Here is a 22,876-nt window from a genome sequence, read left to right as displayed (position 1 = left end):
AAGTTCGGACATTCTCACCTGCCCGAAATCCTGACCTCAGGGCATTATAGAGACAGGTATCAGGAGGAGAGTGGGCGTGGCTGCTGCTGGATTCAAGGACTACTACAGCGTACTGGGTGTTAGCAAGGGGGCGAGTGCCGACGATATCAAGAAGGCATTTCGTCAACTGGCGCGGAAATATCATCCCGATGTTAATCCCGGTGACAAGGCGGCGGAAGAGCGCTTCAAGGAGGTCAACGAAGCCTATGAAGTCCTGTCCGATGCGGATAAGCGCAAGAAATACGACCAGTTTGGGCAGTACTGGAATAAGGTGGGGACGGGTGCGCCCGGTGGCTACAGTGGTGGCTATAGTGGTGGCTACAGCAATTCCAATGTAGATTTTGATGAGTTCGAGTTTGGTCGCTTCAATAACTTTGAAGAGTTTATCAATGATCTCTTGGGACGCATGGGTAGCAGCAGTCCGGGGGGGGATGGGAATAGCCGATCGGCGGATCCCTTCGGCGGATTTCGGCAACCTGGGGGGGCTGGCGGCTACAGTACCAGTGCCAGTACGCCCTCTGGGGGTGCAAACCTGGATACCGAGGCGAAACTAACCCTCACCTTTGCTGAGGCGTTCAACGGCGTGCAAAAGCGGCTGAGCGTGGGCAATGAAGTGATTACGGTCAATATTCCCGCTGGAGCCAAACCCGGTAGCAAAATTCGGGTGAGGGGGAAGGGAAATTTTAGTCCCCATTACACGAGCCAGCGGGGCGATCTATATTTGATTGTGGAATTGATTGCCCATCCATTTTTTAATTTAGAGGGGGAGCAACTGTCCTGTGAGGTTCCGATCGCGCCGGATGAGGCGGTGCTAGGGACGCAGGTGGAAGTCCCGACGCCGGATGGATTGGTGACGGTGAATGTGCCAGCGGGGATTCGATCGGGACAGACGTTGCGATTGCGGGGCAAGGGTTGGAAAGATCCCAAGGGCAATCGAGGCGATCAGATGGTGAAGGTGGTCATTTCTGCACCGAAGGAAATTAGCCCGATCGAACGGGAAGCCTATGAAACAATTCGGGCGAATCGGAAGACCGATCCACGGGCGAATTTGAAGGGCGTGCATTTGTAAAACCTGGGAGCAAATCGAAGCAACTTGGCAAAGCGATCGATGCTGCCGATTTTTAGTCCCCTAGCCAACCGAAAATTTGACCCACCGTAAGCTGCACCGCACTAGCAAAATCAGGCACTGGAATTGGGGATTCCATCGGAGCTTCCAAAACACAAACCGTGCTATCGCGCGTACCTTAGCCCTGGTGTGCTGCCTCGATCGCAGCAATGTCAATTTTCCCCATCGTCATCATGGCATTGAATGCCCGTTTGGCGGCAGCCGGATTGGCATCGGTAATCGCTTCCGTCAGTGCCAGCGGCGTGATCTGCCACGACAGACCCCACTTGTCCTTGCACCAACCACAGGCACTTTCTTGTCCCCCATGACCCACGATCGCGTTCCAATAGCGATCGGTTTCGACTTGGTCAGCGGTTGCGATCTGAAAGGAAAAGGCTTCGTTATGTTGGAACGTAGGGCCACCATTGAGACCGAGGCAGGGAATACCCATCACAGTAAACATCACGGTTAAGACATCCCCTTCCTTCCCCGAGGGAAAATCCCCTGGTGCGCGGTACACGGCTTCAACGGATGAGTCTGGAAAGGTAGCGGCGTAAAACTGTGCGGCTTCCTCGGCGCTTCCGTCATACCACAGGCAAATTCTGTTTTTCGCGATCGGTATCATGGTACTGCTCCGTTGGGTTTAGGTTGAATAATTCGCGGTGGGTTGCATGGTGCTGGTTGATGTCTGCGCTAATCAAGTCTGCAATGATGTTTTTGAATGGTCGCTTTCAGCTATTTCATAGAGTGCAAGCCAAACAGGTTGCCTTCGGAATCTACAGCTAGAGAAATGAAGCCATATTGGCCAATGGACATTTTAGGCTTGTGAATGTGCCCACCTGCTGCTTCGACTTTCGATTCTTCGACGGCACAATCTGCACAGGCAAAATAAATCAAAGTGCCATTGCCACCCGCTGTACAGCCTTCCATTTTGACCAGGGCACCGCTAGCACCATACTGTTCCATATTGGATGGAAAGGACAACATTTCGATGCTGGTATCGTTGGGGTCACTCAGGACATCCAACTGCACACTCAGCACGGATTCGTAAAATTGCTTGGCCCTCGCTAAATCGTCTACGTAGATTTCAAACCAGGCAACAGGATTATTTGCCATGAGATTGTTCCTCCATCATGATCAATCCGACATCAGAATAGAACAAGAGTACTATGCAATCAAAGTTCTGTCTACCTAAGCATCTGCAAAGATTTGCAACAGAGATTTATCCATTGCTCAGTTTTTTTTGTGCAGACACCCCTAGGGTTGAGGGACTGGCTTGAACCATAGGAGATGATCTGGCTTTAGCCTTCCCTTATGGGTGATTTGTATTCTGTGATGGCAGGAATTCAAGCTGACCAGTTCCCCGGAGGAGATACTCTGTGATTTGTAAGCCGATCGCTTTTTCCTCCGCAGCCGTTGCAGGTAAGGGGATACGGAGGGCTTGGTAGAGGGAGCCGCGATACAGGTCAAACACCGATTCGATCAGGTCGCCATAGAGTTCTGCGCTGTCCCAAATCCAGCTATAGGCAAAGGCGGCGGAGACGATCGCTACGGGAACTGCCCACCAAGCCCAATAGCCCCACACTAAGAAAAGCAGGCTCCAGGCAAAGACGCGGACGCCGTTGTTGATTTGGGCGCGGGCATCTTGGAGTTCTTTTTTGGCGCTGTCGGGTAGGAGTAGCCACAGGCGCGGCCAGCAGATGATGGCGTCTAAGCCATAGCGATCGTAGGGGCGGCGTTCGGCAGCACGAAGGAGGTTACCGAGGCGGGTGGGGAGAAAGTCGGTCTCATCCGTGGGAAATTGGCGCAGGGCACGATCGCAGCGAACCAGTTCTGCTCGTTCTTGTCGGGAAAGGGAGGAGGGGTTTTCGCGGTAGCTTTTGCTGAGAGGTTGACGGCGTTCCTTCAGTTTTTTCCAGCGATCGACCTGGCGTTGGGTCATGTAGTCGTGGAGGGGGCGCAGGAGCTTGCGGAGGCCGGGGTACCAGTAGCCTTCCAGTCCGCGTAGGATTTCTACATCAAAGCGTTGGATAATCAGTGCAGAAATGTAAATGAGAATAGAAATTCCTGCTAGGACGGCAATCTGTAGAGCTTCGAGTTTAGCATCGGGAAATAGTTTGGAGATAGGTTCCCAACCATAGCGGGTGACGTAAGCGAGAGCACCTCCCAACCAAAATACAAATGCAGGCGTGAATAAGGTCGCTACCCATTGTTCTGCAAGTTTTCCACCTAAGCCTTCAAGGAATTTTGCGGACATGATGCACGGACTCCAATGGAACGTTAGTTGGAAATAAGAACTGTGGTGGGGTGATTGGGACAGGGATCGGGCGTCATGCCAAGAAAGGGAACATCAGTGATGTAATCACAGTCGGGACAACGGTAGATGAGAGAACTGGGGATGGGAGCGGAGTTACCGGGAAGCGGGTCAAATGATTTTAGACTGTCAAGCGTAAGATATGGATGAAGACGTTCCTGTTCGTATAACAAATCGAGAATTTCTTGTTCTACAGCTTCTCCAGCATTTGATTTTTCGATGAGTTGAGTCAGTTTTGTCTGGATGAAGTTTGCAGTTTCGTGGGGCAGAAGATCAAATAATTTGGGCTGAATCAGTTGAGCGATTTTCTGGATTTGTTCGGATGTAAACATGGATGGAGTTAAATAGGTTAAATGGCAATGGATAACATTACAATTCACACAAATTTAGGGCAATGGATCAGTCGCTTGAAGGATTTCCAAGATTTGTTGTCTGAGGGTTGGGAGGGATTGTTCGATCGTTGCCCAGATTTGCTCTAATTGCAGTCCCATATAGTCATGAATCAGGACATCTCGAAAACCAGCCATTTGTTTCCAGGGTACGTTAGGGTGCTGTTCTCTAAAGTCGTGTGAGAGGCGCTTTGTTGCTTCTCCGATGACTTCAAAGTTTCGCATGACTGCATCTTGAATTAGGACGGACTGAAAAAATTCATCGCGTCCAGATGCCACAAAGGTTTCAATGCGCTGGATACGCTCCAGAATGTCCTGAACGTATTCCCGATCGTCCCTTGGTGGATTTCTCATAGCACAATGGCCTCCTCAAGAATGCGATCGCGGAATCGTTCTTTGAGTCCTTTGGCAACGGCAACATCGACTTTGTGTTTGAGGAGGTCTTCTAAATCTTGCATCATGCTGATGTGATCGAAGAGTGTCCAAGTGCGTTGGAGATCGACGAGTAGATCAATATCGCTGTCGGGTCGATCGTCGCCACGGGCAACGGAACCAAAAACACGGAGGTTGGTCGCTCCATACCTGTCGGCGATCGTGAGAATAGCGGCTCGGTTTTGGCGAAGTTGTTCAAGGAGGCTCATGGGAGGTTTCCTCGTAATGGCTCTATTTTATACGCCGAGATAGCTGAAGGCAGCCCAGTGGAAGGGGTGGGCGTAGGTGCGATCGTTGGGAGTGAGGGTTAAGAGACCAAAGTGTTTTGCTTTTTCGCCGTCGGTGGTGCTGTGCATCCATTGCTGGGCTTGGCGGAGGGCTTGGTCGGGGGGGAGATGTTGTTCGCGCCAGAGGTCGTAGAACTTGGTGAGGAGCATCATGGTGCTGAGGTCGCTGACTGACCAGAGGGAGGCGATGACTGCGGCGACTCCGGCTTGGAGGAGGCCGGTGGGGAGGCTGATGGCTTCGTCGGCGTTTTCGATGCCTGCCATTCCGGTTTCGCAGGCGGAGAGGATGGCGAGACGGATGCCTTGATTGCCTTGGCTCAGGTTCAACGCAAAGATGTCTTTGAAGGTGAGTAGCCCGTCGCTCATGAGTAAGCCACTGGTGAGGGGGTCGGTGAGGTTGGCGGTGCCGTGGCAGGAGAAGTGCACGATCGCGGCTTCGGGTAGTTGCGATTTCACTGCTTCAACGGTGGCTGCATCGTGGCGCAGGACGGTGGGTTTGGGGAAGGTTGCGATCGCGCAATCGATTTCCCGTGAGGAGTTGGGGAGGTCTTGTCTGGGGTTGTCGATCGCGAGGATGGAGGTGGCTGGGACTTGATCTGCAACCGAACTGCAAAACTGGCCCACTCCCACCCGACACAGCCCCTCAGAAGCCTCATTCCTAATTTTCAATTTACCGATGGTATTCGATCGCGCTACAAAACTTAATTACCCTCTACGGTTGACGGGGACAGCGATCGCCGCTACATTGCTATAGTTAAGCAGCAATCGGAGATTCCAACCCTGCTGCTAATAAGCCCGAAAAACTAGCGCGATCGCCATGAGATTCCAGCTCAAAACGATCGCTAAGCCCCCAAGCTGTCGAACCCAGCATGGTGACCTGGATTGCATTTTAGCACCCCAAGCCGCCCTGTTTCGCCATGTCAGAAATCGGGGCGGCTAGCTTTTTGGGTTTTCCTCGTCCATTTACTTCAATTTTGAGGAAAACCAATGACTCGCTATACCAAGAAAATCAAACTCCAACTCAGCGGTGACAACGATGCCGTCGATGCTGCAATTGGTATTCTGCACGTTCTCAACTTCATCAGCGCCCACGAATGGAGTCAAACTGTCCGCAAACGGGGAGAACCCACCGTCGTGCGCGTCGCAGCGAGGGAAATCATGCTAGAAGGCTAGATCCCCCTAAATCCCCCTACCCTGCGGGAGGCAGAGCTACAAAAGGGGGATTTTGAAAAAATTTGACCGAATTCCCCCCTTAATAAGGGGGGCTAGGGGAGATCAGATCTTTCGCATCAATGAATCAATTGGATATCACTCTCCTAAGCTTGCTGGCTAGCGCTATACAATGTCATAGTCAACATCAACGATCGGTCGATTTTTACCATGAATCCACCTTCCGGCGATCGCCTCAGTAACCTCAGCCTCAGTGACCTAGAAACTCTCATCCAAACAATCGTCCAGCGCACCCTCCGCACCGAACTACAAAACTGGCCCACTCCCACCCCACACAGCCCCTCAGAAGCCTCATTCCTAGAAACCTTTGGCACCTGGGAAGACGATCGACCGATCGAAACCATCGTTGACGAAATTTACCAAAGTCGGACGATCAGCCCACTGCAACCATGACGATGTATTTGCTCGATACTGATATCTGCATCTATTGGCTCAAAGGACGACCAGAAGTGCGCGAACAAATTATGACTGTTGGACTTGCCAATCTTGCAATCTCAAGCATAACCGTCGCTGAGCTTTATTATGGAGCCTACAACTCGAATCGAATCGAGCAAAATCTCGATCGGGCAACCCAATTCATTAATGAGATCGTTGTCATTGCACCAACCTTGTCAACCCTACAAAAATTCGGTGAACTAAAGGCGAATCTTAGACGGATGGGGCAAACTGTAGCAGACTTTGACCTGCTAATCGCTAGTGTCGCACTCTCGGAACAACGCACTCTTGTAACTAACAATACCCGTCATTACCAGCGAATTCCCAACTTATCTCTCGCAAACTGGGCTGAGGTGTAAATGAACGTATAGCATCGCAAGCACGGACATATGTACCCGCTATTGATTTCAGCAATGCAGAACAACAACCATATCGTTCGGCATTTTGACAAAACATTCGATTGCTAAATCTCGCCTCTGTCCTAGCGAAACTGAATCGTAAACTGTATTCCGATCGGTGGAATGGTCAATCACCTCCCCCGAGATCGGTTTTAGATTGCGATCAAGCTCGGTATAAGCAATCAACACCCATTCGCCATCGTAACGACGTTGAATCTCATCAAAACTCAAAACTCAAAACTTCAGCCATCCTCCATCCTCCAAAAGCGAGTTCAGACTTCATCGCTATTGCAGTAAGTCCACTAAATCCTTCCCTTCAGATCTCACCTCCCCGATCGACTTTAGATAACTACTAAAAACCCGATCACGCATTCAAAAAACACACGATCGGGAAACAGAAATCATTAAACTGTCAAACAGTTAACACTAAACAACTAAAACACTTAGTCAAACGCGATCGGAAACACCCAATCTTGATACTTCGCATCGCGATTTTCAGTAATCGCCGTAACCTTCTCCCGCAATGCATCCGTAATCGGGCGTTCCTGCGGCAAATGGTAAGTTTCCACCTGCTTCACTGGCGTCACCTTCGCCGCCGTTCCACTCAAGAACACCTCATCCGCAATAAACAACTCCGACTTATCCACCGGACGCTCCACCACCGGAATCCCCAAATCCCGCGCGATCGTCAACACACTATCCCGCGTAATTCCTTCCAGAATGTCCTGCTCAAAACCCGGCGTAATAATCGTGCCATTGCGCACAATAAACACATTCATCCCCGACGCTTCACTCACCTTACCGCTCGAGTTCAGCAGAATCGCCTCATCAAAGCCCGACTCCACCGCCTCCGTCTTCGCCAAGGATGACGTAATATACGCCCCACTAATCTTGCCCCGCAGCGGCAAACTCCGGTCTTCCTGGCGGCACCAAGAACTAATCCGGCAACTTACACCCTCGGGAGACAGGTAATCCCCCAACTCAATCCCGTAAACAAAAAAGTCCTTCTCAATCTTGTGCAGCCGGGGCGCAATTCCCAACCCCGACGTGTAGACAAAAGGCCGTAGATAAAACGACACCTTCGGCTTATTTTGCTTAACAAAATCCGTAATCACCGCCTGGATCTTGTCCGCAGGCAGATCGAAATTTAATAGCTTTGCACTGTTACTCAGCCGCTTAGCATGGCGATCGAGACGAAACAGCAACACTTGATTCGGATTAGCCGGATCCGGAATTCCCCGCAGACCGCCAAAGGCACCCGTTCCATAGTGGAGTGCATGGGTCGCGATCGAAAGATTCGCCTGCTCAAAGGGGACAAATTGATTTTTGAAGTAGGCGATCGGCAGAAAATTATCCATAGGAGTTAGCACTCAGATGCGATGGTCGGGTAGTCAAATCGGAATGGCTGTTAGCTGGGAATCGCTGTGGGAATCGCTGTTAGTAAGGATTTCACAGCTTTGCCACCCAATTCTCCACCAAGAAGGATCGAGTGGTTGACACCCGTTCCGTTTACTGATGATAATGGGAGATTGTTGAAAACTCTACCATTGTTTTGAAATCCCTTGGCTAACGTAGTAGTAATTGGTGCCCAGTGGGGCGATGAAGGGAAGGGAAAGATCACCGATCTGCTGAGCAAGTCGGCGGATGTCGTCGTCCGGTATCAAGGTGGCGTGAACGCTGGGCACACAGTTGTGGTCAAGGATCAGACCTTCAAGTTACATCTCATTCCGTCTGGCATCCTGTATCCAGACACGGATTGCATTATCGGGAGTGGTACCGTAATCGATCCGAAAGTGCTGATCGAAGAGTTGGATCAGCTCGTCACCTTGGGTATTTCCGCTGAGAATCTCATGATCTCGGAAACGGCCCATGTCACCATGCCCTACCACCGCATTCTCGATCGGGCGGCGGAAGAACGGCGGGGCAGTCATAAGATTGGCACCACCGGGCGGGGGATTGGCCCCACCTACGCCGACAAATCCGAACGGAGCGGTGTGCGGGTGGTTGACCTGATGGATGCGGAATCCTTTAAGGAGCAAGTTCGGTGGGCCGTCGCCAGCAAAAATGTCCTGCTGGAAAAGCTCTATGACCTGCCACCGCTGGATCCCGAAGAAGTCATTCAGGAATATCTGGCCTATGCCGATCGCCTGCGCCCCCATGTTGTTGATAGCTCCCTCACGATCGCGGAAGCCGTCCAACAAAAGCGCAACATCCTGTTTGAAGGCGCACAGGGCACCCTGCTGGACTTAGACCACGGCACCTACCCCTACGTCACCTCCTCCAACCCGGTGGCCGGTGGTGCTTGCGTCGGTGCGGGAGTAGGCCCAACCATCATCGATCGCGTCATCGGGGTCGCTAAAGCCTACACCACCCGTGTCGGTGAAGGCCCCTTCCCCACAGAATTGGATGGCGATGTGGGTGAACTGCTCTGCGATCGCGGAGCAGAATTTGGCACCACCACGGGTCGCCGTCGCCGCTGCGGCTGGTTTGATGCGGTGATTGGTCGCTATGCCGTGCGGATTAATGGCTTGGATTGTCTAGCGATTACCAAGCTAGATGTCCTGGATACGTTGGATGAAATCAAAGTGTGTGTGGCCTACGAAATCGATGGCCAGCGCTGCGACCATTTCCCCACCAACGCCAAGCAGTTTGCCCAGTGCAAACCGATCTACGAGACTGTTCCCGGTTGGAAACAGTCCACGGAAGACTGCCGCAGTCTTGAGGATTTGCCCCAGCAGGCGCTCGATTACCTCAAGTTTCTGGCAGAATTGATGGCTGTGCCGATCGCGATCGTTTCCCTGGGCGCAAGTCGAGATCAAACCATTATCGTGGAAGATCCGATTCACGGGCCGAAGCGGGCACTGCTCTATGAAAATGGCGCACCTCAGTTGGAGGTTAGCGCAAGCAGCTAAGGGACTGAATGCGCCGGGCTGAATCTGAATCGTTTGGGTTCATGCCCGATCTATCCCTGAAAAACATCCCTGAGAACAACACGAGAACCGAGTCATGGCACTGAAATTTTCGATCGAAGCAAGCAAGCGTCCCGAAGGCAGCAAACCCAATGCCCTGCGTCGCAATGGTCAAATTCCCGCAACGGTTTACGGCCACAATGGTACGGAATCCGTGCAATTGGTTGTGAACCAAAAAGAGGCTGAGTTCCTCATCCGGGATGCCGGCAGAGGCGCAACGGTAGAACTGAAGGTTCCCGACATGAACTGGACGACCGGCGCAAAAATCCAAGAAGTGCAAGCCCACCCTTGGAAAGGTAGCCTGTACCACATCAGCTTCTTCTCTGCAAAGGGCTAATGGAATAGTCAGCTAGCTTAATGCGCTGGCTAACGAATACCCAATTAATTAATCAATGCTACACATCCGATCCCCCCTAGCCCCCCTTAATAAGGGGGGAATTCAGCCAAGTTCTTTCAAAGTCCCCCTTAATAAGGGGGATTTAGGGGGATCGTTATGGGTTGCAATCACAAGTTGATTTGGTATAAACAATGCATAAGGTGAGGTAGGGAAATTCCCTACCTTTTTTGTTGCTGACATGCTTTCATAACATTCCCTGATCCTGCAAGTCAGTCAGTTTGGCAATAGCAAAGTTCCCCGTTCCTAAGGGCACTCTGAACCTAGCATTTATCATCCGCGCAGGGGCGAGTTGGTCATCATGTCAGGGATGGCATTCATTTGTCTTGCTTATATTCTGGGTTTGTTGGCCATGGCCATTCCCTGGGGAATCGCGATCGGTCCTGTGTTGCTGGGCCTTGCGGCGATCACTTATCCGACTTGGCGATCGCGCGTGAAATTTCCCAGCCTCAGCCGTAAACACCTGATCGTTGCGGGCTGTGTCGCCTTGCTTGCCAGCCTTTGGTACCAGTTTCGCATTCCCCAACCGGGAACCCATGACATCAGCCGCTTTGTTCCTGCGTTGACGGATCGATCGGTCGCCGTGCAGGGCATCGTGCAGTCATCCCCCCGACTGACCCGCAGTGATCGGCGGCAAATTTGGCTCCAGGTACAGCGCTTGGATCCCAAGGGCCTACAACTTAGTACCGACCCATCCCAGGCGCGGGGCAAACTCTACGTCACCGTGGCAGCCAATTTAGGCCAAGATTTATTTCCCGGCGAGCAGATCACGCTGACTGGAAAACTCTACCTGCCCCAAGCGGCCAAGAATCCCGGAGCCTTCGATTTCCAGCAATATCTGGCGCAGGAAGGCAGCTTTGCTGGATTACGGGGTGAAAGCATTCAAATTCCTCCCGGCCAGCAACCCAAGTGGGGGCTGTGGCAGATCCGCCAACGGATTGTGCGATCGCAAACCGCCTGGTTGCCCAAGCCCGAAGGCGAATTGGTGAGTGCCATGGTCCTCGGGGGAAAAGCCGTAGACTTGCCCACGACGGTCAAAGAGGACTTTCGCCGTGCGGGATTGTCCCATGCGTTGGCTGCCTCGGGCTTTCAAACTTCGCTCATCCTGGGCGTTGTGCTGGCCTTAACCCAACGCTTCTCCGTGAGAACCCAGGTGATTGCGGGGGGACTGGCCCTGGCGATCTTTCTGGGTTTGGCTGGAGTGCAACCGGCCATTCTTCGGGCGGTGGTCATGGGGGCGGCGGTACTGGTCGGCATGGGTTTGGAACGACAGGTTAAACCGATCGGCTCGTTGCTCCTGTCCGCCACGCTATTACTTTTGATTAATCCATTGTGGATCTGGGATCTAGGCTTTCAACTCAGCGTATTGGCCACGTTGGGCTTACTGGTTACCGTTCCACCGCTAACGAAATGGCTCGATTGGATCCCCAGTCAAATTACACCTGCTATCGCCGTTCCGATCTCCGCCTATCTCTGGACGATTCCCTTACAGTTGCACACCTTTGGGCTCGTCTCTCCCTATAGCATTCTTGCTAATGTTCTCACCACTATTTTCATTTCCATTATTAGCTTAGGGGGAATGGTGAGTGCCTTGTGTGCTGTTGTCTATCCACTGGCGGGCAGTGCAACCGCTTGGCTTTTGCATTATCCAGTTTTGGCCTTACTCGCGATCGTCCATGGCTTTAGCCAACTTCCGGGCAACAACATTGCAGTGGGAACCGTTCCGTTGGTGCTGATGCTGGCCCTCTATGGCACGATCGCGTTGCTGTGGCTAAGACCCAGTTTGCGACGCCATGGCTGGGCCTTTTTCCTGGCAGGTTTGGCGATGATCTTTTTACCCGCATGGCAATATCAGGCCCAACTGACTCAGGTCACGGCTTTGGCGACGAGTCCCCAAGCGGTTTTGGTGGTTCAGGATCGGGGCAAGGTGTTACTCGTGAATTCCGGGGATGCGGCTACGGCGGAAATGACCGTTGTTCCCTACCTGCAAAGCCAGGGCATTAATCAAATCGATTGGGCGATCGCCCTGCAAAAGCCTGACCCCAACGGCTGGGCTGCCCTGCGCAAAAATATTGCAGTGCGTAATTTGTACGTTGAGCCTGCCATGGTTTCTACGATCGCGCCTACCATCACAAAACAGTTACAGAAAACACAATTACTTCCCCTTGCAGCGAATTCTCATTACACATTTGGTCAAATGGGAATGCAATCCCAGGCGGCAGGACTCACGTTGATGATTCGGGATCAACCTTGGTTGCTAAGCCGATCGCTGGCAAAAGCGGCTCCTCAATCCACTGCCAAATCATCCAGCCCATCCCCAGTTTTGGATCCTCTCGTAATTCCCCCAGCCTCCCAACCGCGACAACCGATTCTCTGGTGGTCAGGGGGAGCCATTCCCGACACTTGGTTGCAGCAATGGAACCTCCAAGCCGCGATCGCCCATGGCAAACGGCTACATCCCCAGGTGGAATATACGCTCAAAACCCAAAAAGTCAGACTGCATTGGCTGCCCCAGCAAGGTGCGCTACGGTGGCAACCTGACACAGGATTAGTCACAACTTTTTCGACAGATAGAACTGAATGGGCGTCGCTGTAGTATAGTAGGAGGAGTTGACTCGTTCGGGTCGCTACTTTTGGTGCGAATGTTTAGCTTCAAATTAGCGATCGAACTCAGGTCAAATCAACTGAATAACGCGATTAGCATAGCGCGATTGGAGAGGTGGCAGAGCGGTTGAATGCGGCGCACTCGAAATGCGTTTTAGGGAAACCTAACGGGGGTTCGAATCCCCCCCTCTCCGTTAAGGTTAGTCAAAAAAGTTAATTCAATTTCATTAAAGTCGCTGGTAGGTTCATATCCTTTATGCGTCTAGAGCAAGTTTTACCCTGGGGCCGATCGCTTCAGGAATACCGAGAAATGTTTGGGCTAACCCAGGCAGAGTTGGATCTGCAAATTCTCGATTGTGCCGGCGGGCCAGCCAGTTTTAACGCGGAGATGACCGCCCTAGGTAAACGGGTGGTGTCCTGTGATCCGGTGTACCAGTTTTCTGCTGAGCAAATTGCCCAGCGGATTGATGAAGCTGTGCCGCAAATTGTTAAAAGTGTGGAGGCCAACCGCGAAAAGTTCGTCTGGACGGGGATCGATACCCTGGACGAGCTCTTGCGGATTCGCCTAACGGCGATGCAGACGTTTTTGGCTGACTTTCCCCAGGGGCTCCTGGCGGGACGCTATCGTCAGGAAGCTTTGCCTCAATTGCCCTTTCCCGATCGCGCCTTTGACTTAGCTATTTCCTCGCACCTGCTATTTACCTATTCGGAGCATTTATCCTTAGATTTCCACATCGCCGCCATTACCGAAATGTGTCGGCTGGCTCCCGATGTCCGCATCTTTCCATTGTTAATGAATATGACGGGGGAGCGATCGCCCTATGTGGATCCTGTAATTGAGCATTTCCAGGCGATCGGCTATACCCTGAAGATTCAGACCGTCCCCTATGAGTTTCAGCGGGGTGGCAACCAGATTTTGCGGCTTTTATCGGCAACCTAAGGTAACTCATCAGCGATCCCCCGAGTGAAGAAGTAGATAGATCCATTGCAATGGATAAAACGTTATGTAACAAAACTTTTTGCTAAACGTTAACAATTGCTGCGAACGCGGGACGATGCTAGCTTTTTTTGGAAGAATGCTTGGTACATAAAGATTTCCACGCGTTAACAAAAAGAAGGAGACACACCTTGGTTACCACAACCTTACTCGCTGTTGCTCGCACAGTGGAATGGAGCCCCAAAGTTGCAGTTGTCATGATCCTGTGCAATATTCTGGCGATTGCGATCGGGAAATACACGATTCAACAAAAAAATGTTGGTCTGGGGCTGCCCTCCGCTGACCAGTTCTTTGGTGGCATGAGCCATGGTGCAATGCTTGGTGTGACCAGCTTGGGTCATATCCTGGGAGCTGGCGCAATTTTAGGTCTAGCCTACGTGGGTGCGCTGTAAGACGCCCTGGGTTTGCAGTTTCAAGTCCTCTGCTTCTGATGTCTCACGGGCTGGAGTCTATGCGCTCCAGCTTTTTTGTTGGCATCCCATGGGTGGGCGATCGTGTCAATTGCCGATCGACTGTTAATGCCAACTCGTTTGTTTTGATATCACTTTAAATCGTTTGCTGTTTTTAAATCGCTTGCTGTTTGCATCGCTGTTTAGACGGCGGTTTGCACGATGAAACATTTGCAATTGCCCACTCGCCGAAGATTCCTCAGTTGGGCGGCTTTGGGACTGGGCTGGGTGACCCAAGCCTGCCAACAATCCCCACGATCGATTCCCAAAAATACCGCTACAGGGGCGATCGAACTCACCGTCATGATCGGAGCCCAGGAAATTCCCACCTGGAAGCCTGTTATTGATCAGTGGGAAGCTGAACAATCTAAGATTCGCATCAAGATTATTGAAGGGCCAACAGCCACTAATTTGGTGGAAGATCTCTACACTTCAGCCTTTTTGTTGGGCGAGTCCCCCTACGATTTAATTTTCATGGATATCGTCTGGGTGCCGAAGTTTGCGGCGGCGGGGTGGCTGTTAGATCTCTCCGATCGTCTCTCCGAGGCTGATTTGGCCGATTTTCTCAAAGCCGATGTGGCGGGGGGGCGCTACGCAGGGGGACTGTATCGCCTGCCCGCGCGGACGGATGCCGGGATGTTGTTCTACCGCAAGGATTTGCTGACGGCAGCGGGCTATCAACCGCCGGAGACGACGCTGGAATTAATCAAAATTGCTCAAGAGCTGCAAACTCAACAAAAAGTGCGGTGGGGCTATCTTTGGCAGGGACGCCAGTATGAAGGGCTGCCCGCTATGTTTGTTGAGGTGTTGGCGGGGCATGGGGGCTTTTGGGTCAACCCGGAAACGCAAGAGGTGGGCCTCGATCGACCCGAGGCGCTGAATGCACTACAGTTCTTGGCTGATACGATCGCGGCTGGAATTGCGCCGCCCGGAGTCACGACCTATCAAGAGGAAGAAACCCGTCGCATGTTCCAAAACGGGGATGCGCTCTTCCTGCGAAACTGGCCCTACGTCTGGCCGTTGGCCAATGCCGCTGATTCCCCCGTGCGCGGCAACATTGCAATCAAACCCATGGTACACGCGCCGGGATTTGCCAGTGCAGGCTGCTTGGGCGGTTGGGGCTGGGGCATTGCCAAATCGACCCGCCATCCCGAAGCCGCATGGCAAGCGGTGCAACAGTTATGCAGTCCCAGGGCACAAAAACAAATCGCCCTGTCCTATGGTTACCTCCCCACCCACCGATCGCTGTACCAAGATGCCGAAATTTTGCAGAAATATCCCTTTTTCCCATCCATGCTAACGGTGTTGGAATCGGCAGTGTTGCGGCCTCCGATCGCCCAGTATGCCCAAGCTTCTGATATTCTCCAGCGCTACCTCAGTGGGGCCTTGAGCAAACGCATACCTCCCGACCAGGCCCTGAAATTGGCAGCCCAGGAAACGCGCCAGTTGTTAGGGAAGAAGATTTAAATGAATGAGGATGCCAGAGATGATAGATTCCCCGTCTGCCACAATTCCAACGATCGCTCAACGAGAGCGACGGATCGGTTGGCTATTGATTGCTCCAGCATTGTTACTTTTAACCTTAGTCTTTGCCTACCCGATTCTGCGTGCCATTGGACAAAGTTTTTTTACCCAGAATTTAGGGACGGCATTGCAACCCCAGTTTTCTGGGTTGGCAAACTATGCTCGGATGGCAGCGGATAGCCGATTTTGGCAAAGTTTGACCAATTCTGCTGGATTCACGATCGTGTCTGTCGCGATCGAATTAATCCTTGGTATGGGGATTGCGCTTGTTTTAAACCAATCCTTTCGGGGTCGGGGCATCGTGCGGACGATCGCGATTTTACCCTGGGCGTTGCCGACTGCATTAATCGCTTTGGCTTGGACATGGATTTTTAACGATCAATTTGGCATTGTCAATGATTTACTCCTGCGCATCGGGATTATGCGGCAGGAAATAAATTGGCTCGGGGATCCCACCTTAGCGATGGTCGCATTGATTGTGGCGGATGTTTGGAAAACCACACCATTCATTAGCATCCTATTATTGGCTGGGTTGCAAGCCATTCCAGCGGATCTCTACGAAGCCCACGCGATCGATGGTGCGAGTCCGTGGCAGAGCTTTTGGAAAATAACGTTACCGTTATTAATGCCTCAAATTTTAATTGCAGCGCTCTTCCGCGTTGCCCAGGCTTTTGGAATTTTTGATCTTGTCGCCGTGATGACTGGGGGTGGCCCTGGCGGAGCGACGGAGATGGTTTCGCTTTATGTCTATGCCACTATTATGCGCTACCTAGATTTTGGCTATGGCTCAGCGTTAGTCGTCGTAACGTTTCTCGTATTAGTGCTTGCGATTGTTGTGATGACCTTTTTAGTGCAAAGACTTCGTAAAAACTTGGCATAATCCTTTCAACTCACGATCATGACTTCCCCTCAAATGTCCAAAACCCTCCGATCGATCGTCATTGCAATTGTCATTCTTTTCTGCCTTGCGCCTATTCTCTGGCAGTTGCTGACTTCCTTTAAAACCAATGCAGAGATTGCAGCCATTCCCAATGTCTATTTCCCTACAAGTCTGACCTTAGCGCACTATCAAGAACTCTTTGTCCGTCGTCCGTTCTGGAATTATTTAATGAATAGTGCGGGGGTGGCGAGTGTTTCCACACTGTTGTCCTTGGTATTAGGTGCCCCTGCGGCCTACGTTCTAGCTCGGATAAAACTGCCGGGGAAACAACTAATCTTAGGGACGATTTTATTGATGACGCTCTTTCCGTATATCCTGCTGTTTTTGGGGCTATTGGAACTGGTGCAGAAATTTGGCTTAGGCAATCAATATCTCGCATTAATTATTCCCTATACTGCAATTAACCTGCCATTGACAATCTTAGTGTTAAGAAGTTTTTTCCAGCAATTACCGACCGACCTAGAGGATGCTGCTCGAGTGGATGGTTACAATACAGTGGCAATGCTGGTGCAAATTGTTTTGCCGATGACAATACCCGCTTTGATCACTACAGGAATTTTGGCATTTATTTTTGCCTGGAATGAGTTTCTTTTCGCTCTAACTTTTATTACCCAGGAATCCATGAAAACCATTCCTGTTGCGGCGGCTCAACTGGGGGGTGCATCGGTGTTTGAAATTCCCTACGGCCCGATCGCCGCTGCAACTGTTTTAGGAACCTTGCCGTTAGTTGGCTTAGTCTTAGCATTTCAGCGGCGAATTATCAGTGGCTTAACTGCTGGAGCTGTCAAAGGATAAGCCTGAATATCAGTCTCGACAGCATCGTATATCAGGTAGGAGATTACAACGAGGTTAACGATGGCAACGCTGGAATTACAAAATCTACGAAAGGCTTATAGCCCAACCGTTATTCCTGTCAAACAGATTAATGTAACGGTACAGGAGGGAGAATTTCTAACACTGCTTGGGCCTTCAGGCTGTGGTAAATCTACAATTCTGCGCTTAATTGCAGGACTGGAACAGCCAACTCAGGGCAAAATTCTCATCGATCACCAAGATGTGACTGCCCTGAGTCCCGGCGATCGTAACATTGCCATGGTGTTCCAAAGCTACGCACTCTATCCCCACATGACCGTCCGGGATAACATTGCTTCTGGGCTGAAACTTCGCAGGGTTCCCGCCGGTGAAATCCAGCAACGGATTCAAGAGGTCGTGCTGTTTCTGGGTTTGGAAGCATTGATGGATCGCAAACCGGGCCAACTTTCTGGGGGGCAGCGCCAACGGGTGGCTGTGGCACGGGCCTTGGTGCGTCAACCCGCAGTCTTTTTGCTAGATGAACCGCTCAGTAATTTGGATGCGCTGCTACGGGAACAGGTGCGGGCAGAACTCAAGCAACTGTTTGCGGCCCAATCTGCCCCTGTAGTCTATGTCACCCACGACCAAACCGAAGCCATGACCCTATCGACCCGAGTCGCGGTACTGTACAACGGTGAGCTGCAACAACTGGATACGCCACAACAGATTTATACTCACCCTGCGAACCAGTTTGTCGCTGGATTTATTGGCAGCCCCCAAATGAATTTTTGGACGTTGCCCTGTGTCGATCGCGCTGTTCATCTGGGGAATTGTCAAATTCCATTGCCTGCTTCGATTCCCAGTGTCAATACTCTCATCCTGGGCGTTCGGCCTGAGCAAGTGGCGTTGGCTTCAGAACCCAACGATCGCAGTATTCTAGGCAAGATTACCCTTGTAGAACACCTTGGGATGTCCTGGTTAGTCACGGTTACGATTCCCTCCACAGAAACGCAAGCGTTGACATTACGAGCTGTGTTACCCATCGATCGTCGCTATTCTGTGGGAGATGAAATTTCGCTGCAACTTCCGATCGAGTATTTTCATTGGTTTGATGTCACCAGTGGCCAAGCTTTTGAATTTGATTCACTCTAGCGATGGCGATCGGGGTATTTCGCTATATGGGTTCTAGCAACTCATGGGAGAGTCCCACCCAAACGGCTTGGGGCTAGGACACACAGGCCAGGACGCATGGGGTAGGACGCATGGGGTAGGACAATTTGGGAATCGGCATGTAATCCGTCGTGATCCGCCCCTAAAATCGCTACACTGGCAAATACACGGCGCATCTCACCAAATTAAGTTGCGGGCCGCCCCCAGTCCCCCTATCACCCATCGACTGTTCATAGAGCGCATCTTCACATTCATGAGTTCTGTAAACTGATCGGTAAATGTTCCATGGATAACGCTATATTCAGGGGGTAATTCTTGGTGCGCATTTTCCGTCGCTTACCTCTTGTCTATCACCAACCTCTTGTCTATGGCTGTCTGACATCACCTCTGACATCACTTCTGACATAACTTAAGTCGTCCTCTATGACTTAATGGCTTTGTGCCTTGTTGTCCAATTCTGTGTTCCTATGACTAAATTTCAGCCCTATGGGTTCTCTTCTAAGCAAGTCCAGCAAGATACCAAGATGGAAATCGATCGCATGCGCGAAGTGGTCATCCTGCTGGAACATTTAGCGAAACAAGAAGAAAATACCCTGCGGATGATTTTAGATCGTTTGTATGATATTGGTTCCATTCATCTCATTAATCAAAAACTGCCCCAACCTTGGCTGAATCAATTTTCTCGATCGATCGCCTGCATGTCCAAACCTGTTTTTCGAGTATTTGCAGTGCGATGGTTTCACAGAAATTGTCCGCAAATGATTGCCGACTGGCTCTATACCGTAGCCACTTTTCAAACCCAGCGTGCTCAAGCCCGTAAAGCTCAAGGTAATCAGCCTGAAGGTCAAACTGCCAAAATAGCTATCGAAGATGCTGGAATCTCGGCTGCGGTTCCTACCCCTGCCCTGCCCCCTGCCCCATCGGTTTTGTCTCCCGCTAGCACGGCTGAAACCCCTGCCGCGATCGCGGTGCTGAACCAACTTGAGGCTTCCCAGCAGGAAGTGCTCTTTCTCAAAAGCCGGATCAAGTGGTTGACGGGGATTGTGGTTGGCTTAACGATCGCCCTTGGCAGCCTCACGGTCAGTCTAACCAAACCCCTCCAACTGGTACCGACCCCCACTAGTTCAACCCCGGCTCAGCGCAGTTTAACCACCACCATTAGCCAAACACCCTGACCCAAAATCATCGTGCAATGCTGATTGCCCATGGAGCCTGATAGCAGCCAGTTGCTCAATCAACACTCGTAAAAAGGCTTCAAGCACGGTGAATTGAACTTGAGGACTGATGACGAGCCGCTAGAGGACGATTGGTCAAGAGGTGCCATCTTCGTTCAAGGTCAGAAGGCTTGATGTCAAATAGCCTCATGTGTACAACGGATGATCATGATAGTTGGACGAGAAATTATAAGAAAGTTGTTAATCTTGGTAAGTTGCATGGCAAGAAATGGATTTAGGTTGGGAACGCTATAGAGCAGGTTAATCCCAATCAGCGACAAGCGATCTATGGTTATCTCGATCTCGGCGACTTCTAGCATTTCCTTGTATTTAGGCAATTTACTGCACCGCATTAATCACCGGATTCGGAAATCCATAGATCTTGCCGAAATCCTGAATGCCACTGCTATTGAGCTACAAGGATTTCTAGAAACCGATCGAGTCAAGATTTACCAATTTCATGGGGATGGTAGCGGTAAGGTTGTTGCTGAATCGCTCGCGGCAGAACAGCGTTTACCTTCTCTCTATGGTTTGAACTTTCCGGCAGATGATATTCCACCTGAGATTCGCCAACTGTTCATTGCGGCTAAAGTGCGAACAGTGGTGGATGTGGCATCTCGCGAGATTGGACAAAGCGCTATGCGCGATCCGCAAACCGGAGAACTGCAAGCAGAAAAATGGGTTTTTCGTCCCTTGGATCCCTGTCATGCGGAATATTTAACAGCAATGGGGGTTAGGTCCACGTTGGTGGCTCCCATTCTGCATCAAGATCGTCTCTGGGGGTTAGTCGTCTCCCACCATGCTGAGCCGAAGCGGCTGTCCCATGAGCAGATCGAAGGCGTCCAACTGGTCGTTGATCAACTGTCGATCGCGATTTCTCAATCGACTCTGGTTCAACAAGCCCAGGAAAAGGCATCTCGGGAAGCAGCACTCCGGCGGATTACGAACTTACTCTATTCCTCCACTAGCATTGAATTGCAGGCGGCTTTAGAAGAAACTGTTCAGGCATTTCAAGGAACTGGAGGCCGCTTATTTATCCAGTCCGGGGTTTTGGCCCAGGCATCGGATTTCACCTCGACTGACCAAGTGATAGATGCAAGGGTCTATACCTCTGGTCTGCAACCGAATCAGCAATTTTCGCCCCTGCTCCACATGGAACAATGCCATGGCCTCCAGCGGCACTTTAAGACGGGTGAAGGGATGCCTTGGGCGATCGATGATATTTTCCAAGTCCCAGTGTTACGAACCATTCAGCCACTTTTCCATACGACTTCCATTCGCAGTTTGTTAATTATTCCCTTGATTGCGCGGCAACGATTGCTGGGATACTTGACGGTTTTCCGCAACAGTTTTGAAACAGAAACTTTGTGGGCGGGTGAATTTAATCCTGATCAACGACAACTCTACCCTCGTCAGTCCTTTGAAATTTGGCGACAGTCCCGCAATAATCAGGTTCATCCTTGGAGCGAGAGTGAAGTGGAACTGGCACAAGCGATTGGAAATCAGTTTTCTGCGGCGATCGAGCAATATGAGCTCTATCAAAAGCTGCAAAGCCTCAACGCCAACCTTGAACAACAAGTCCAACTTCGTACCGCTGAACTGCAAGAGACCACGGATGATTTGCAACAGGTAACGGAGCAACAACATGTTCTCTTTGAAGTGGTAACACGCATTCGAGAGTCGCTGGATCTAGAAACAATGTTTCAAACCACAACCCAAGCCCTCTGTCAGGCGTTGCAAGCTGAGCGGGTTGCTCTCTACCAGTTTAATTCGGACTGGAGTGGCACCTTTGTGGGGGAATATGTGTTTCCCGGTTGGAATAAATTAGTCGAGACAGACCATCGCGTTACGATCGCAGATACCTATCTTCAAGAGACTCAAGGTGGACGCTACCGTAACCATGACTCCTTCGTGGTTGACAACATTGATCAAGCTGGCCTAGCAGATTGTCATACTCAGCTTTTGGAGCAGTTCCACGCCAAAGCGTTTGTGACGGTACCGATTTTTGTCGGACAAGATTTGTGGGGGTTACTCGGTGCTTACCAAAATTCCCAGCCCCGCCATTGGGAATCCGCTGAAGTGAAGTTTCTGGTTCAAATTGCCAATCATTTAGGGGTTGCAATTCAGCAGGCGAGTCTATTAACTCAAACCCAACAGCAGGCTACGGAACTCTCGCAGGCTTTAGCTGAACTGAAGCATACCCAAACTCAACTGATTCAAACGGAAAAGATGTCCAGTTTAGGTCAGTTAGTGGCAGGGGTGGCCCATGAGATTAATAATCCAGTCAATTTTATCCATGGCAATATTCGTCATGTCAGTGACTATGCCGATGATCTACTCAGTCTATTGAAGTTGTATCAGCAGGAGCATCCCATTCCCAGCGATCGCATTCAAGATTGTCTTCAGTCAGTAGATATGGATTTTTTGGTTGAGGATTTACCAAAAACCCTGAATTCCATGAAGCTAGGGACAGAGCGCATTCGACAAATTGTGCTGGCTCTCCGCAATTTCTCACGGTTAGATCAAGCCGAAGTTAAAGCTGTGGATCTGCATGAGGGATTAGAGAGTACGTTGATGATGGTGCAACACCGTCTTAAGGCTCAGTGCAATCATCCCTCTATCCAAATCGTAAAATCCTACGGTGAGTTACCGGAGGTGGAATGCTGTGCAGGTTCGATTAATCAGGTGTTTATGCATCTGTTGAGTAATGCGATCGATGCGATCGAAGAAAAACGCCGTCACCTATCTCCGGAAGAACGGGCCATCTATTTGAGTTCAATTGAGATTCGTACAGCGGTGATCAGCGACGATCGAGTTGCAGTGCATATCGCGGACAACGGACAGGGAATTACTAAAGCGATTCAGCCGTCAATTTTTGACCCCTTCTTTACCACTCGTCCCGTCGGCCAGGGCACCGGATTGGGACTATCTATTAGCTATCAGGTGATTACAGAGCAACATGCGGGTAGTGTAACTTATATGTCGGAACCCGGTGTGGGAACTGAGTTTACGATCGAATTACCGATTTTCTTCCGAGCTTAGGGATTTGCAAAGAAATAATATCCCCTCTTCATTCCCCTACCCTCCTACCCTTTTACTCTCCTACCCTACCCAATTGGAATTTTATTTATGCGCTGTTCCCTTAGGTGCATTCATTCGCTGAAGTAGATTCAAACGATAGCAACCCATGGCGG

At 50.9% G+C, this 22,876-nt stretch carries 24 protein-coding genes and 1 tRNA gene; 16 read left to right on the top strand and 9 right to left on the bottom strand.

The window, feature by feature from the left end:
- The first annotated feature begins 76 nt into the window (after positions 1–76).
- The gene (locus tag ACN4EG_RS06720; RefSeq protein ID WP_431628563.1) at positions 77–1,108 is read left to right on the top strand and encodes a DnaJ C-terminal domain-containing protein; all 1,032 of its coding nucleotides are present in this window, start codon (positions 77–79) and stop codon (positions 1,106–1,108) included.
- Between the two features lie 175 nt (positions 1,109–1,283).
- Here ACN4EG_RS06720 and ACN4EG_RS06715 read toward each other — a convergent pair whose 3' ends face one another.
- The 7 genes from ACN4EG_RS06715 to ACN4EG_RS06685 form a co-directional block, all read right to left on the bottom strand.
- Positions 1,284–1,769, bottom strand: coding sequence for a VOC family protein (locus ACN4EG_RS06715; RefSeq protein ID WP_431628562.1), 486 nt, complete (start codon positions 1,767–1,769; stop codon positions 1,284–1,286).
- Between the two features lie 110 nt (positions 1,770–1,879).
- Positions 1,880–2,260 (bottom strand): VOC family protein, encoded by a 381-nt coding sequence (locus tag ACN4EG_RS06710; protein WP_431628561.1) that lies wholly within the window; start codon positions 2,258–2,260, stop codon positions 1,880–1,882.
- Positions 2,261–2,456: 196 nt separating this feature from the next.
- A complete protein-coding gene (locus ACN4EG_RS06705; RefSeq protein WP_431628560.1) occupies positions 2,457–3,401 on the bottom strand; it encodes a hypothetical protein in 945 nt (314 codons plus the stop codon).
- Between the two features lie 23 nt (positions 3,402–3,424).
- The gene (locus ACN4EG_RS06700) at positions 3,425–3,790 is read right to left on the bottom strand and encodes a hypothetical protein (protein WP_431628559.1); all 366 of its coding nucleotides are present in this window, start codon (positions 3,788–3,790) and stop codon (positions 3,425–3,427) included.
- 54 nt (positions 3,791–3,844) lie between these two features.
- A complete protein-coding gene (locus ACN4EG_RS06695) occupies positions 3,845–4,201 on the bottom strand; it encodes a HepT-like ribonuclease domain-containing protein (protein WP_431628558.1) in 357 nt (118 codons plus the stop codon).
- Entirely contained in the window at positions 4,198–4,488 is a 291-nt protein-coding gene (locus tag ACN4EG_RS06690; RefSeq protein ID WP_431628557.1) for a nucleotidyltransferase family protein, read from the bottom strand. Before ACN4EG_RS06690 ends, ACN4EG_RS06695 begins: the two co-directional genes overlap by 4 nt.
- Positions 4,489–4,515: 27 nt before the next feature.
- The gene (locus ACN4EG_RS06685) at positions 4,516–5,190 is read right to left on the bottom strand and encodes a CHAT domain-containing protein (protein WP_431628556.1); all 675 of its coding nucleotides are present in this window, start codon (positions 5,188–5,190) and stop codon (positions 4,516–4,518) included.
- A 363-nt stretch (positions 5,191–5,553) separates the two neighbouring features.
- On the opposite strand from ACN4EG_RS06685, the gene ACN4EG_RS06680 reads away from it, so the two are divergent.
- From ACN4EG_RS06680 to ACN4EG_RS06670, 3 genes are all read left to right on the top strand, one after another.
- Positions 5,554–5,739 (top strand): hypothetical protein, encoded by a 186-nt coding sequence (locus ACN4EG_RS06680; RefSeq protein ID WP_431628555.1) that lies wholly within the window; start codon positions 5,554–5,556, stop codon positions 5,737–5,739.
- 207 nt (positions 5,740–5,946) lie between these two features.
- On the top strand, positions 5,947–6,189 hold the full coding sequence (locus ACN4EG_RS06675; RefSeq protein WP_431628554.1) for a hypothetical protein: 243 nt from the start codon (positions 5,947–5,949) through the stop codon (positions 6,187–6,189).
- Positions 6,186–6,590, top strand: coding sequence for a type II toxin-antitoxin system VapC family toxin (locus tag ACN4EG_RS06670; protein ID WP_431628553.1), 405 nt, complete (start codon positions 6,186–6,188; stop codon positions 6,588–6,590). Before ACN4EG_RS06675 ends, ACN4EG_RS06670 begins: the two co-directional genes overlap by 4 nt.
- A gap of 482 nt (positions 6,591–7,072) precedes the next feature.
- Here the strand turns inward: ACN4EG_RS06670 and ACN4EG_RS06665 are convergent, their stop codons facing one another.
- On the bottom strand, positions 7,073–7,987 hold the full coding sequence (locus ACN4EG_RS06665; protein WP_431628552.1) for a branched-chain amino acid transaminase: 915 nt from the start codon (positions 7,985–7,987) through the stop codon (positions 7,073–7,075).
- A gap of 204 nt (positions 7,988–8,191) precedes the next feature.
- Between ACN4EG_RS06665 and ACN4EG_RS06660 the strand changes: the two genes are divergently transcribed.
- From ACN4EG_RS06660 to ACN4EG_RS06615, 10 genes are all read left to right on the top strand, one after another.
- Positions 8,192–9,541, top strand: coding sequence for an adenylosuccinate synthase (locus ACN4EG_RS06660; RefSeq protein ID WP_431628551.1), 1,350 nt, complete (start codon positions 8,192–8,194; stop codon positions 9,539–9,541).
- Between the two features lie 94 nt (positions 9,542–9,635).
- Positions 9,636–9,935 (top strand): 50S ribosomal protein L25, encoded by a 300-nt coding sequence (gene rplY / locus ACN4EG_RS06655; RefSeq protein WP_431628550.1) that lies wholly within the window; start codon positions 9,636–9,638, stop codon positions 9,933–9,935.
- A gap of 358 nt (positions 9,936–10,293) precedes the next feature.
- Positions 10,294–12,588, top strand: coding sequence for a ComEC/Rec2 family competence protein (locus ACN4EG_RS06650; protein ID WP_431628549.1), 2,295 nt, complete (start codon positions 10,294–10,296; stop codon positions 12,586–12,588).
- Between the two features lie 117 nt (positions 12,589–12,705).
- Positions 12,706–12,790, top strand: a tRNA-Ser gene (locus ACN4EG_RS06645).
- Positions 12,791–12,852: 62 nt separating this feature from the next.
- Positions 12,853–13,536 (top strand): class I SAM-dependent methyltransferase, encoded by a 684-nt coding sequence (locus tag ACN4EG_RS06640; protein WP_431628548.1) that lies wholly within the window; start codon positions 12,853–12,855, stop codon positions 13,534–13,536.
- Between the two features lie 188 nt (positions 13,537–13,724).
- Positions 13,725–13,985: a photosystem I reaction center subunit PsaK gene (gene psaK / locus ACN4EG_RS06635; protein WP_431628547.1), complete on the top strand. Its 261-nt coding sequence runs from the start codon at positions 13,725–13,727 to the stop codon at positions 13,983–13,985.
- Between the two features lie 219 nt (positions 13,986–14,204).
- Complete coding sequence (locus ACN4EG_RS06630) at positions 14,205–15,509, top strand: ABC transporter substrate-binding protein (RefSeq protein ID WP_431628546.1); 1,305 nt, start codon at positions 14,205–14,207, stop codon at positions 15,507–15,509.
- 19 nt (positions 15,510–15,528) lie between these two features.
- Positions 15,529–16,446 carry a carbohydrate ABC transporter permease gene (locus ACN4EG_RS06625; RefSeq protein ID WP_431628545.1) on the top strand — a complete coding sequence of 306 codons (918 nt, stop codon included), beginning with the start codon at positions 15,529–15,531 and terminating at the stop codon, positions 16,444–16,446.
- An 18-nt stretch (positions 16,447–16,464) separates the two neighbouring features.
- Complete coding sequence (locus tag ACN4EG_RS06620; protein ID WP_431628544.1) at positions 16,465–17,301, top strand: carbohydrate ABC transporter permease; 837 nt, start codon at positions 16,465–16,467, stop codon at positions 17,299–17,301.
- A 60-nt stretch (positions 17,302–17,361) separates the two neighbouring features.
- Positions 17,362–18,450: an ABC transporter ATP-binding protein gene (locus ACN4EG_RS06615; protein ID WP_431628543.1), complete on the top strand. Its 1,089-nt coding sequence runs from the start codon at positions 17,362–17,364 to the stop codon at positions 18,448–18,450.
- A gap of 41 nt (positions 18,451–18,491) precedes the next feature.
- Here the strand turns inward: ACN4EG_RS06615 and ACN4EG_RS06610 are convergent, their stop codons facing one another.
- On the bottom strand, positions 18,492–18,644 hold the full coding sequence (locus ACN4EG_RS06610) for a hypothetical protein (RefSeq protein WP_431628542.1): 153 nt from the start codon (positions 18,642–18,644) through the stop codon (positions 18,492–18,494).
- A 291-nt stretch (positions 18,645–18,935) separates the two neighbouring features.
- Between ACN4EG_RS06610 and ACN4EG_RS06605 the strand changes: the two genes are divergently transcribed.
- Entirely contained in the window at positions 18,936–19,643 is a 708-nt protein-coding gene (locus ACN4EG_RS06605; protein WP_431628541.1) for a hypothetical protein, read from the top strand.
- A gap of 327 nt (positions 19,644–19,970) precedes the next feature.
- On the top strand, positions 19,971–22,724 hold the full coding sequence (locus ACN4EG_RS06600) for a GAF domain-containing sensor histidine kinase (RefSeq protein WP_431628540.1): 2,754 nt from the start codon (positions 19,971–19,973) through the stop codon (positions 22,722–22,724).
- Positions 22,725–22,876: the final 152 nt, after the last annotated feature.

Source organism: Alkalinema pantanalense CENA528 (genome assembly GCF_050753345.1).
Taxonomy (GTDB): domain Bacteria; phylum Cyanobacteriota; class Cyanobacteriia; order Leptolyngbyales; family Leptolyngbyaceae; genus Alkalinema; species Alkalinema pantanalense.
Note: the sequence above shows the minus strand (reverse complement) of the source record. Positions and strands in the feature narration are given on the sequence as shown.